The organism is Cytophaga sp. FL35, from assembly GCF_014349235.1.
In the GTDB taxonomy this organism is placed as follows: domain Bacteria; phylum Bacteroidota; class Bacteroidia; order Flavobacteriales; family Flavobacteriaceae; genus Euzebyella.
In genome coordinates this window covers 242,986-256,130 of the sequence record NZ_JACSOH010000001.1, presented here as the reverse complement: position 1 = coordinate 256,130, position 13,145 = coordinate 242,986, and the positions used below count along the sequence as shown (strand labels likewise).

The window sequence follows — 13,145 nt, the reverse complement described above, 5'->3', positions numbered from 1 at the left end:
AATGGATTTTTCAAAAGGAACCATTTAATGATGGTTCCTTTTTGTTTAAATTGTATTCTTTAACCCCGCCAACTTGAAAAAAGTAGTAGTTCTTTTAAGCATCCTTATTTTTATTTCCTGTAAAGAAGAAGTGAAAAAAATGCAGCTGATTTCCGTTCAGGAATCAGGAATAACGTTTACCAATTCTATTAATGAGACCAATGAGCTGCATTACTTCAGTTTCCCCTACATTTATATTGGTGCAGGGGTAGGAGTAGGTGACTTTGATAACGATGGTTTGACGGACATTTTTTTTGCCGGAAATACCGTCGAATCCAAAATTTATAGAAATAAAGGTAATTTCAAGTTTGAAGATGTATCGGAAAGGGCGGGTATTCGAGGGACTTATTGGGCAAACGGAGTATCCGTTGCAGATGTGAATCAAGACGGTCTACTAGATATTTATGTCAGTGTGGGTGGATTTGCTAAGGCTGAACAACGAAAAAACAAGCTTTTCATTAACCAAGGGAATTTTACTTTTCAAGATAAAGCAGAAGATTATGGTGTTGCAGATTCAGGTCATTCAACCCAAGCAGCATTTTTTGATTATGATTTGGATGGTGATCTCGATTTGTATGTAATGACCCATGCCAATGAGTCTCCAAAGGAAATAGAGAAACTTTATACCAAAAGTGATGGCTCCGGACCTAGTACAGATAAGTTATACGAAAATCTAGGAATTGGGTCTAATGGGGGTCCTGTTTTTAAGAATGTTTCCGAAAAGGCCGGAATACTGATTGAAGGTTATGGTTTAGGACTTGCCATTTCAGACATGAACGAAGATGGTTGGCCCGATATTTATGTGGCCAATGATTTTGTGGCTAATGACCTTTTGTATATCAACAATCAAGATGGCACTTTTACCAACCGCCTACCCGAATACTTTGAGCAGAGCTCAAGAAACGGAATGGGGGTAGACGTCTCCGATATTAATAACGATGCAATGCTTGATGTGTTGGTGATGGATATGCTGCCTGAAATCAATAAAAGGCAAAAGACCATGACCGCCAATATGAACCATGAGCACTTTAAACAGACCTTGCGCGAAGGTTTTTCTCCTCAGTTCATTCGAAATACGTTGCAATTGAATAGGGGCAAAGACCGTGATGGTAATCCAACTTTTAGTGAAATCGGTAGATATTCCGGTTTGCATCAAACGGATTGGAGTTGGTCGCCCTTGATTGCGGATTTTGATAATGATGGTCATAAGGATGTTTATATTACCAACGGATTTAGAAGAGATATTACCAACCACGATTTTACGGAATATTCAAGTCAGGTTGGTATTTTTAAAAGGGGTGGGCTTTCGGAGGAAAAACTAGTCAACCGCTTAAAAGAACTTGACAGTATTTTTTTGCCGAACTACATGTTTACCAATAAGGGCGACTTACAATTTGATGACGCCACAACTACTTGGGGATTAAAACAACCCTCCTTGTCAAATGGTTCCGCCTATGCCGATTTTGATAATGACGGAGATTTAGATTTGGTGGTAAACAATATCAATGCTCCCGCCTTTTTATATAAGAATCATACCGGTTTAGATCAAGAAAAACACTTTGTTACAATACGTCTGAAAGGCCCAAAAGGAAACAGTAATGGTTTTGGTACCAAACTCACTGCTTATCTACCTTCCAACGAAAAACTGTATCAAGAATACCATCCGGTGAAGGGCTATATGTCTTCTTCTTCCATGGATGTGCACTTTGGTGTGGGTGCCCACCAAAAAGTGGATTCCTTGAAGATTGTTTGGCCTGATGGGGCAAGGGAAGTATTGAAAAATCTGGTAGTAGATTCCCTATATCAAATTGATTACAGGAAATCTGGAAGATTGGAAAAAGGTATTTTCCAAAATAATACCAAACTTCCGTTTAACGAAATTACGGATACTGAAGTACTCGATTTTCTTCATCTTGAAAACGATAATAGCGATTTTAGGGGAGAACCCTTGTTGATGCATCTATACGATTTTAACGGCCCTGGATTGGCAACGGGAGATGTAAATGGTGATACAAGAACCGATATATATGTAGGTGGCGCGCGCAATAGTAAGGGTACCATTTTTCTCCAAAATGAAAATGGAACTTTTGATTCTTTAAAGATTAAAGGCTCAGAGAAATATGAGGATTTGGGAGCTTTGTTTTTTGATGCCGATGGAGATAAAGACCTTGACCTTTACGTAGTTAGTGGCGGGAGTTCCGTGAAATATTTTGAAAAAGGTCATTACCAAGACCGTTTGTATATCAATAAGGGTGATGGCCAGTTTGAAGAAAAACCCGATGCCCTTCCGGAAATTAGAGCCAGTGGATCTTGTGTCGTGGCTGCGGACTACGACGCTGACGGAGATTTAGATCTTTTTGTAGGGGGAATGATGGTTCCGGGTAATTTCCCTAATATGCCAAATAGCTACTTGTTAGAGAACGACAACGGAAGTTTTACCGATGTAACCCATATGAAGGCTGAAGGTTTGAAGAAGGTGGGCATGGTAAGTACGGCACTGTGGAGCGATTATGACAATGATGGGGATCAAGACTTGATGGTTGCCGGAGAATGGATGCCCATTACAATTTATAAGAACGAAAAAGGACGATTGACAAAAGACGAAAAAAACGGGTTATCCAGTTTTAAAGGTTTTTGGAACAGCATCATTGGTAGCGATTTTGACCAGGATGGCGATATTGACTATATCGCCGGTAACCTTGGGGAAAACACCGCTTTTAAAGTAAGTGAAAATCAGCCCCTGAGGGTATACTCCAAGGACTTTGATTCAAATTCAAGTATCGACCCCATTATTACCAGATATATAGATGATAAAGAAGTTATGCTGGCCCCAAGGGGAGAATTGGCAAAACAGCTTGTGGCTGTAAAAAGAATTTTTCCGACCTATGATCAGTATGCCGAAGCTGGAATAGAAGATCTATTGAAAGCTCTTGATACCACCGATATGAAAGTGCTAGAGGTTAATTACATCAGCTCTAGTTATATTGAAAATTTAGGTGATGGAAATCTTTCGGTCAAACCTTTGCCACAAGAGGCGCAGTTTTCTCCTTTATACGGATTGAACAAAGGGGATTTCAATAAAGACGGTTTTCTTGATATTATTGGAGTCGGAAATTACTATCCTACCGAGGTTATTTCAGGATGGTACGATGCAGGAAAGGGAGTGATATTACAATCCGATCAAAAAGGCGGTTTTACCTCCATTCCCCATTACACTACAGGATTTAAGGTTGAAAAAGATGCCAGGTCTTTGGTGAACCTTAGAAAAAACGATTCGACTATCTTGTGGGTAGCTTCCGTTAATTCGGGTCAACTTAAAAGATTTGAGGAGCCTATAACTTCCTCCATTCTTGAATTCCAGTCCAATGAAACAAGGGCCAAAATATATTATAGAAACGGAAATGTTTCTGTTGAAGAAAATTACTTGGGTGCGGGCTATCTGTCACAATCCATAAATGGGATTCCTGTTCATGAATCTATACTTAAAGTGGTTTTTTATGACCCTCAGGGAAAAAGCCGTGAAGTTGTACCGGGAACTGATTAATAAATGAGTGCGTTATAATTGAAGGTTACAGTTGTTAGTAGGAAAAGGAAAATTCACCAATTAAATGATTCTGTTCTTTGGTGGATACTTAGTCTGTGTCTGCTGCGGGATCTTTAGGATTGGAATGAACGGATTATTGGGGGCTTTTCCTGATGTGGCCCCTATCTTTTTCTCTCTTTGAAGTTTACGAGATACCAAGCAACTGATATTTTAATTTCTAGTGGCTATTTTTGTATCTCTTAATTTGTTGTACAACTCAAACAAGGAAGCTACTTTTTCTTTGTATTTAGAATCCTCTATCAGATTTTTAGCCTCTATTTCTGTTGGATTTTCATTTAGATTGAATAACGCAATAGGGTAACGCGTTGCATTTGTTTTGTCCTTTTTGTCCACTTGAATAATTAACTTTAAACCTTCCTGTGTTATCATAACCTCTTTTCCTGTACCGGCTTGGGTAAGTAGGGTCCTACCGTTCAAGGATGTTTTGCCATCTATTAAAATAGGCAGTATATTTTCTGAATCCAATGCCTGATCTGGAGGCAATAGCTGTTTTGTAAGTCCGGCCAAAGTTCCCATGATATCCAACCCCAATATTGGGGTTTCAACCAGTTTTGGAGTTATTTTTCCAGGCCAATATGCAATAAACGGTACCCTATTGCCCCCTTCATACGCCTGATTTTTACCACCACGGTAAATATCGCTTGGTTGGTGACCAGAAGCCAAGGTGTTTTTTATGAGTAGGCCACCATTATCCGAAGTAAGAAGAATCAGGGTGTTCTTTAACAGCTGCTTGTCTTTTAATTTGTTAAGTAGCATTTCTATCTGTATATCCAATTCTTTAACCATATCCAAATGTTTAGATGGGGTTGTGCCGGCTACCTTTTTACCATTGAGTGCTCCTGAAGGAGTGTGCGGTAGATGTACTGCTAGGGTAGAATAGTACATAAAGAAAGGCTTTTTTTTGGCTGTTTGTGCCTCAATATAGTCCAGTGCTTTGCGAATGAGCAAGGGTCCCATATCATGTGGATTCCAATTACTATCGCCCAAGCCTTCATCCTTGTCCAGTTTTACGCCCAATTGATCCTTCTTTTCTTGTGTGATAAACGTTATCTCGGAGTTGGGTGCTAATGGCAGATATTCGGAATTTTCAAATACGGCATACGGCACATCCTGTATGCCGTCCATAAAAGTTAGACTATAATCAAACCCCTGAAAATTGGGTCCTCCGCCCACAATTTTGGTGATATCCACATCCAATTGGGGTCTGTTTCTTGGTCCTCGGTAAATTTCAGTAGGATTACTTTTGCGTTTAAAATCGCCGCCTAAGTGCCATTTACCTAAAAAAGCGGTTTGGTAGCCCGCTTTTTGCATCAGTTTTCCTAAAGTAAGCTGATCTTCTTTTATGGGTGTTTTTTGATAACTACCCCAAACGCCCCAGGGGTAATCACTTCGGTAGCAATGGTTTCCCGTCATTATCGCATACCGGCTGGGAGCGCAGAGCGATGCCGGTGCATGTGCATTGGTAAAGGCTACTCCATTTTGCGCAAGAAAATCTAAAGAAGGGGTTTCCAGAATAATATCGTTACTGTGTTGTTTTCGATAGTAGGAAAGATCCCCTAGACCTAAATCGTCCGCAAGAATAACAATTACATTGGGTTTTTCTTGTGCAGAAAGATGAATAACCAATAGGAAGAAAAATAGATATATAGGAAGCTTAACGGTCATGTTTTAACTAGATATTATTGAATGTATACAGTAGGGTCAAATTACTTTTGTACGGGCTTATAAATACGAATCCAATCGACCTTAAAAGTGTGGTCTTCTACATTTTTTAACTCATTATCAGTTGGCGTATAGGTATCCGATTGTAATCCCGAAGCAGGTGTTGATCGCCAAGTTTGATCTTCGGTATTGATGATGATATCCATCTCTTTGCTTAGTCCTGTACGGGTGTCCATAGAGCTATCTCCAGGATTGGTTTCATTGGTATAGAACAAAGGGTCGATGATGTCTTTTCCGGATACGGTTCTAACTAATTGGCCGTCAATATAGTATTCAAGATGCCAAGGATTTTTCCAATAGACCCCATAGGTGTGGAAGTCTTGGTTCCATACGGTCCCGTTGGAATACCAAGAACCTGTATCTCTTGGTTGGTAATCTTGAAATGGATCTCGTATAAACACATGATGGCTAATGTGTATTTTCTTGGAAAAGTAGGAATGGTCCTTTTGGGCACTTTCCGAATAGTTGGCACCATAAGCCTCTACAATATCAATTTCTTGGGTGTCATCGGGGCTGAGCAACCAAACGTCCGAAGCTAGGGTGGAATTCATTACTTTGGCTCTTGCTTCAATATACACAGGGTAAAGAACCCTAGTTTTGGAAGTAATGCAACCCATATTAATCTTATTGGAACCAGGTTTTCTTTTGGCCCACATTTGCAATTGACCATCGGCAACCAAGCTATGTCCACGCTTCCATTCGGTAAGGCCGGGACCCGCCCAGTTGTTATGGTAAAAATCATCCCATTTGGACAGGAATTTTTCACCCTTATTTTCGGCTTCCGCCTTGTATTCAAAATTGTCTGAAATCTCTTGAAACTCCCAGACCATATTTGTGCCGGCATCTGCAGGTACGGGTAAGTCCTTATATTCAATTACCTGTTGGCTTTGTTCTTCTTCTTGTGGTGCAACTTCTTCATTTTGAATAGGAGTAGGTCGCTCAGGGTCTGTAACGGAACGTTCTTCAATGGTGGTACTGCTGCCACAACCTAATACACCTAGCAGAAGAATGGGAAAATGTCTCTTTTTAATATTCATTTGGTTTTATTGATAGGTTTTCTGGGATAAAAAAAGGGGAGAATTAACTATTCTCCCCTCAACTCAAATCCAACTAACAACTAAGGCCTTTCCTCTTTTACGATTATGGAGAAATTATCATAATAGACGGTCATGTCCGTAGTTTTTTCAGCATTAGGAAGTATTCTTAAATAGAATTGGGAAAGTGGAGTGGTACTTTGGTACTCTACCGTATGTGTTTTCCATTCTCCTAGCGGATGTGCAAAATTATTCCAGAATTGAAAGCCCCAATTTTGGAGAAGAAAGAGTCCCGTACTAGCTCCTCCGCCAGATCCTACGGCATCCGGTTCAATATACATGTCATAGGAAATAATGTAGGTCTTTCCTTCCTCAAAAATGATGGGGTTTGCGAACATTGCTGTGGCTTCCGCATTGTTTTGACCGGCGGCGATTTCCAACTTCAAGCTATACGTTCCTTCCGAAGCCTGTTCCGTACTGTAAGAAACAGTCCCGGCATTGCTCCAATAGGTACTCCAGCTATCGCCCCCGTTCTCAAGCCCTGAAATATCTGCAGGTATCAAATTGATAGAGCTCATTGTTACGGGTACATCAGTAAAGGGTAGCGCTTCGCGTGTATCTGCTGACTGTATGGCACCACCGGAGTAGGAAACCGTAATAACATCTGGTCTATATATAGGTTCTACCAGTTTAATGTCCAGTTTGGTGCCATCGTTGGCATTGATGGAAACCGAAGCGATATCGAACCCTACACCATTTACCATAACGGTAAAGAACTCCTCTTGACCACCAAATGGGGCAAACTCACCGTTATAAGATACCTGAATGGTTTCGTCCTCAAGTTCTATAATGTCACCTGAAAGTTCAAAAGGTTGTGAGGAAGGAACAACTCTAATGGGCGCATTGATCGTATAATTCGCAAAATCGCCGGGTATATTCTGTCCGGATCTAGAGATATTAACGTTGGCCCTAAAACTACCTAGACGATTAAAGGAAATATTGGCCACAGAGTCTCCACTGCTTGCAATCACAGGGTTTTCTGCAACTTCTTCACCTGGGGCCAAAGCTCTTGTAATATTCCAATTTCGGCCAGTAGGCTCACCCACCGTAGATAAATCTGTAAATTCCAAGGTATTTCCCGCTTCAACGTAAATGGTATCATTCGCTTCATGATTCACCACTTGTCCTTGGTTGCTCACTTTTACGACCGGTACCAGTTTTGGGTAAACTTTAACCATAAAGGTGGTGTCTATGACGTACACTTCCCCATTTTTAACTGCAGGCATTTCGTAATCCTCCCCGTTTCGGTTTCCCTTAAAAGTAACCATCTCATTAAAGGTATTTCTAAGTCTAACCTTTTTCATTCCAGCGGTTTGAAAAAGAACATGAACGGTTTTTTCGAAAGATACGTTCGATCGGGGTTCAATTATAAACTTCTCTAGAATTGTATCGGTTCGATCAATGGGACCTTCTAAAAAAAGATCGGACTTCTCAATGGTCCAAGAATGAGAAACCGCACCCTGAGATAGGTCGCTAAAGGACATATAATCATCTAGGTTAAGCTGTAGGTCACCTAAAGTTCCCTTACTGGTATAGAAACCAACGTCAGATAATTCAAACGGAGGTTCATATTCATCATCACATGCCATGAAGATTACCGTAAATAGGGCTATTGTAAGTTTTAGTATTTTTTTCATCTTATGAATATTTTGCGCTGTTTTTCTACAGGATTAGCCATGGTTAATCGTTTAATTGTGGATTGCTAATAATCTCTGAGTTAGGTATAGGCCAATAGGCGTGAATGGACTCATTGTAGTTGGCACTCGCTTCTTGGAATTCGTTCCAATTTTCGTCAATTTCTGGATCTCCCGCAGGTAATTCCCTTAAAATGGAAGCCCATCTGGTAACTTCTTTGCCTTCTTCATCCAATAATTTGTAATGGTCGGCGACATAGCGTCTTTGAGCCAATTCTTGAAATCTTTCCGCTTTAATTCCCCACCTGCGTAAATCGATGTTTCTATTTCCATCACCTTCGGCAGATAGTTCAAGGGGAAGTTCAGTGAACATTAGGTGTTCCATTAACATATTTGCATCGTACGAAATATTGTCGTGGTCATTGGCCGGATATTCTCCTGTACCTGCCAATCCCAATAATTGTACTCCCGATCGTCTACGGACCCTGTTGATGTAGATGAGGGCTTCATCCAAATTGCCCAATTGAATTTGACATTCGGCATACTGAAGATAAATTTCGGCCAGTCTTATCAAGCGTTCATTAACTCCTGATCGAACCTTTCCTGGGGATAACTCCTCTTCTGATCGAGTGATGTCCCAATTGGTGTGTTTTCTCCAAAAAGCGGTCATTCTAACATTGAAAATAGAACCTTGTCCCGTTTTCTCCCTTAGATAATATCCCATATCCACATCATCTACCAATGCAACCGACCAAGAAGTCCTAAGACTAAAGGTTCTAAATCTTTCGGTGCCATCTTCTTCGATAACTTTGTTTCTTGGATCGGAAAAATCCAACGGATCGTTTCGGTATTTTAAGATAAGCCAGTTGGCCGGTATAGCACCTCTCCAGGCACCATCGCCTCCTGTAAACTGTCTTACATAAGCAGGGTTGGCCACATCGCGCCCGTCCCATGGTCCTAATTCGTTTTTATAATCTAGCGAATAGCTTATCTCTAGTATGGATTCCTCGTTAAACTCATCCATGGTAGTAAAATTGCTACCAATGTTAGGGGTCAAGGCATATCCAAAATCATCTATAACACTTTTAAAGTAGGTGGCCGCAGTCTCGTAATCTCCCTCGTATAGATAGGACTGCCCCATAAGTGCCACCGCAGCTCCTGCAGTTACCTTACCCTGATCTTTATCACTCCATTTTACGGGGAGATTTTCCGCTGCATACATCAAATCTTCCAGATAAAAGCTTTTGACATCCGCGGCAGGGGAGGCCGGTTTATAAAAGTCACTTTCCTCAATAGGAACAAAATCAAAAACAGGTACGGAGCCCTCATTGAAAGAGTGATAGAGCAGAAAATAGAGGTATCCTCTCAAAAATCTGGCTTGTGCTAAAATTAATGCTCCTTCTTCCCTTTCCTCATCCGTGGTGTAGGTCTCCTTTAAATTGTTGGCCGCTTCTATTACCTGGTTGGCCCTAAAAATGGTAGTGTAGTTGGTACTCCATTTTTGATTGGGCGCAGGCGAGGCATCATTAAAAATCTGAAGGTAATAGGGATTATTGTTGGTAGGACGTTGATAACCGCTGGACCAAGCCAGATCAGTTCTAGCAAGTTCTGCAACCAAATTAATATTATTTGCATTTGCCAGCCCCTTATAAGCAGCTGTTAACCCTTGCTCAAGGTCTTTATTGTCCTGCCAGAAGGTTTCCGTTGAAATTTGGTTAGGATTTGTCTGTTCTAGAAATTCATCCTCACAGCCAACAAATACTAACGCTACAACCATCGTGTAAATGCATTGAAGGGTATTTATATGTTTCATAACTGTTATTTTGCTGTTTTTTTTAGTGCTAAATCTCATATCCACTTTCATCTTAAAAGTCGATTTGAAGTCCGGTTCTTATTTGGGAAACTACAGGGTAGGTTCCTTTGTCAATACCCCGGGTACTAAGCCCGTTATTACCTACTTCTGGGTCATAGCCATCATATTTGGTTATGGTTACCGGGTTTTGGGCGGCCACATAAACCCTGAATTTCGTAATTCCTAAAACCTCCGTGTAATCCCTAGGTACCGTATAGCCAAGCGAAATATTTCTTAACCTTACAAATGTTCCGTCTTCCAACCAATAATCGGTTTGCCCTCTAAAGTTATTGTGGGTGGCATTTCTATAAACAGGTATATCCGATGTGCTATTTTGGGGTGTCCATTGGTAGACCAGATCTTGGTGTGTACCATCTTTATAGGCCAAAGCTTTGTTACCGTTGATGATTTCTGAATTAAATGAACCATACCATTGCATGGAGAAATCCAGGTCCTTCCAATTGGCCGAAAAATTAAGGCCCATTTCAAAATCCGGAGTACCGCTACCCATGTATTGCCTATCATTAATGTCAATCGTTCCATTGTTGTCAAAATCAACGTACCTCAGGTCTCCAAGTTTGGCATCTGGAACCAACTGTTGGTATGCTGCCAATTCTTCCTCATTTTTAACGGTCCCGTTGGTTTCGATCAAGAAAAAAGCTCCGCCCTCATAGCCTTCTGCCAGCGCAGAAACCAAGTCTTGGTCGTTATCATGACCTGAAATGCTACTGTCATCAAAATAGATGATCTTGTTGCTTCCGCTCATTTTGGTAATCTCATTTCTGTTTCGGGTGTACGTAAAGCCGGTGTTCCAAGAAAATTTCCCGTTGTGCTGGTAGTTCAATGCAAACTCGACACCTTTGTTGATCATGTCCCCCACATTTAAGGTTACCTCGGCATCCTGTCCCCCTCCAGCGGTAGGAGGGAGTAATACAGGAAAGAGCATGTCTTGCTTTTTGGTCTCGTACATATCACCAGAAAGGGTCAATTTGTTATTGAAAAAACCAAGGTCAAATCCGGCATTTAAGGAGACTGATGTTTCCCATTTTACACGTGGATTGGCAAAGCCTGTTTGCGTAGCTCCCAATACTAGGTTTTGGTTGTTACCGGCACCCAGCACATAATCATTGTCCAGGGTTATGGTTGGGGTATAGGTATAATCGGCTATACCCTGGTTGCCTGTGGTACCACGGCTACCTCTAAGTTTAAAGTTGGAAACCGTATTTTTTATCGGATTCCAGAAATTTTCTTCGGACACGTTCCAACCTGCGGTAACAGATGGGAAAACGCCCCATGGTTCTTCTTTAAACCTACTGGAGCCATCCCGTCTTACCGCTCCACTTAGAAGATATTTCCCCTTGTAGTTGTATTGCAAGCGTGCAAGCATACCTATAAGCGTACTCTCGCGGTCTTGCGTCCATGGATTGTTTCCTGATCCTACATTGGGATCCGCCGTTGCCCCGTTTAACACCGTAATATCATTGGAGGCCAAATCACTTTTCTCGGCGAAAAATTCAGAGTAATTATATCTTTCCGAAGAATAAACCCCGGTGAAATTAAAGTTATGGTCGCCAAAACTTTTCTGGTAGTTTAGTATGTTTTCCCAGGTGAATTTTTTGGCCAAACTACTTAAGTTTCTAATTCGTGATCTTTGGGAAGTAACTTCAGAACCATCGTCCCGGTACGCAATAAATTTTGGGTTAATGGTGATTCTTGTACCATTATCATAACTAGATGCCACCCTAGAGGTAATCTTTAAATTATTGGTGAAGTTATAGGTGACGCTCAGGTTACCATCAAAATAGTTGTTTTCCTGATTGTCTTCCTGTAAAAACTGATATCCCAAAAAGGACAAGTTGTTGGCTCCCGTTCCGTCACCGGCATTATCCAATTGTGTGGTTTCTGGATCTAGATAGGGCTGGTATGGATTATAACCGATGGCGTTACCCAATAACCCCCATGGTGCGTGTTCCCGATCTTCCACTCTAAAGGAGATTCCTGTAGAAATATTCCATTTCCCTTTTACAAATTGTGAATTGGCTCTCACATTGAAGCGGTCGTAACCGGACTTTATAATAGCCCCTTCTTGATTAAAATAGCTTCCGGTAAGGCTGTAGGTAAGTCCATCTCTACCACCGGAAACCGTAAGGCTATGATTTTGAATGGGAGCCAGATCGTTTTCGATTACTCCCATGAGGTCCGTATTGTTGGTTAAAAAGTGCGGACTTTGTTCAATCACCGTCCATGTATTACCATAACGCGTATCGCTAAGGGCCGCTCCCTGTATAAATTGTGTGTATAGACGATCCTCTACATTTAATAGGGGAGTACCAGAGGTTATGTGCTGCAGACCATAGTAGCTGTCTACCGCTATTTTCATTTGTCCCTCTTTACCTTTTTTTGTGGTAATCAATATAACCCCTGCGGCACCTCTTGTACCATAAATGGCGGCGGAGGCTCCATCCTTAAGAACATCAATGGTCTCAATTTCATTGATACTAAGTTTGGGATCGCCGTCAAATGGTATACCATCAACAACGTACAAAGGTCTGTTAGCGCCATTGATGGAAGTAAGACCACGGATCATCACGTTGGCCTCTGCACCTGGTGCACCGGAGCTGGCTACTACGTTTACCCCTGCAATTTGTCCCTGTAGGGCCGTACCAATATCGGCGGTGGAGGTTTTTAACAGCTCTTCAGATTTAACTTGTGCTACTGCTCCCGTAAGCTCCTTTTTCTTTTGGGCTCCGTAACCTACCACTACCACTTCTTCCAAAGCGGATACGTCTTCCTCCAGTTTTACATTAATGGTTGTTCTTCCATTAATACTAACATCCTTGTTTTTGTAGCCGATAAAGCTAAAACTCAAAACCGCATTGGAAGCTGCGGTAATTTCATAATTGCCATCAAAGTCGGTAGCGGTACCGTTATTGGTACCTTTAATAAATACCGAAACTCCGGGTAATGGGCCGGCGTCATCACTTACATTACCTGACACCTGCACTTGTTGGCCATAGGTGTAACCAATTCCCAAAAGGAAGAGGCCCATAACCGAAAAAAGTGTTTTCAGTTTAAATTTTTGTTGTCTCATATTTAAATTAGTTATCTATGAGCCTAATTTTTAAAATTTTGTTAAAACACCACGTCACAAATGGTTTTGTGTTGTATACATATGGTTTTGAGATGGAAATATTTATGAG

At 41.2% G+C, this 13,145-nt stretch carries 6 protein-coding genes; 1 reads left to right on the top strand and 5 read right to left on the bottom strand.

What is annotated here, in order from left to right; all coding sequences use genetic code 11:
* Positions 1-73 precede the first annotated feature (73 nt).
* Complete coding sequence (locus tag BIZ36_RS01065; RefSeq protein WP_222937124.1) at positions 74-3,583, top strand: VCBS repeat-containing protein; 3,510 nt, start codon at positions 74-76, stop codon at positions 3,581-3,583.
* 210 nt (positions 3,584-3,793) lie between these two features.
* On the opposite strand, the gene BIZ36_RS01060 is transcribed toward BIZ36_RS01065, so the two are convergent.
* The 5 genes from BIZ36_RS01060 to BIZ36_RS01040 all read right to left on the bottom strand — a co-directional run bounded on the left by BIZ36_RS01060 (position 3,794) and on the right by BIZ36_RS01040 (position 13,036).
* Positions 3,794-5,308 carry a sulfatase family protein gene (locus tag BIZ36_RS01060; protein ID WP_187455995.1) on the bottom strand — a complete coding sequence of 505 codons (1,515 nt, stop codon included), beginning with the start codon at positions 5,306-5,308 and terminating at the stop codon, positions 3,794-3,796.
* Positions 5,309-5,349: 41 nt separating this feature from the next.
* Positions 5,350-6,402, bottom strand: a complete 1,053-nt coding sequence (locus tag BIZ36_RS01055) for a family 16 glycosylhydrolase (protein WP_187455994.1) — start codon at positions 6,400-6,402, stop codon at positions 5,350-5,352.
* An 80-nt stretch (positions 6,403-6,482) separates the two neighbouring features.
* Complete coding sequence (locus BIZ36_RS01050; protein ID WP_187455993.1) at positions 6,483-8,096, bottom strand: carbohydrate binding domain-containing protein; 1,614 nt, start codon at positions 8,094-8,096, stop codon at positions 6,483-6,485.
* A gap of 43 nt (positions 8,097-8,139) precedes the next feature.
* Positions 8,140-9,906, bottom strand: coding sequence for a RagB/SusD family nutrient uptake outer membrane protein (locus BIZ36_RS01045; protein ID WP_187455992.1), 1,767 nt, complete (start codon positions 9,904-9,906; stop codon positions 8,140-8,142).
* 52 nt (positions 9,907-9,958) lie between these two features.
* Positions 9,959-13,036 (bottom strand): SusC/RagA family TonB-linked outer membrane protein, encoded by a 3,078-nt coding sequence (locus tag BIZ36_RS01040; protein ID WP_187455991.1) that lies wholly within the window; start codon positions 13,034-13,036, stop codon positions 9,959-9,961.
* Positions 13,037-13,145: the final 109 nt, after the last annotated feature.

Excerpts from the sequence above, each read along its gene's own strand:
- BIZ36_RS01060 (WP_187455995.1), bottom strand. The coding sequence starts at position 5,308 with ATGACCGTTAAGCTTCCTATATATCTATTTTTCTTCCTATTGGTTATT.
- BIZ36_RS01055 (WP_187455994.1), bottom strand. The coding sequence starts at position 6,402 with ATGAATATTAAAAAGAGACATTTTCCCATTCTTCTGCTAGGTGTATTA.
- BIZ36_RS01050 (WP_187455993.1), bottom strand. The coding sequence starts at position 8,096 with ATGAAAAAAATACTAAAACTTACAATAGCCCTATTTACGGTAATCTTC.
- BIZ36_RS01045 (WP_187455992.1), bottom strand. The coding sequence starts at position 9,906 with ATGAAACATATAAATACCCTTCAATGCATTTACACGATGGTTGTAGCG.
- BIZ36_RS01040 (WP_187455991.1), bottom strand. The coding sequence starts at position 13,036 with ATGAGACAACAAAAATTTAAACTGAAAACACTTTTTTCGGTTATGGGC.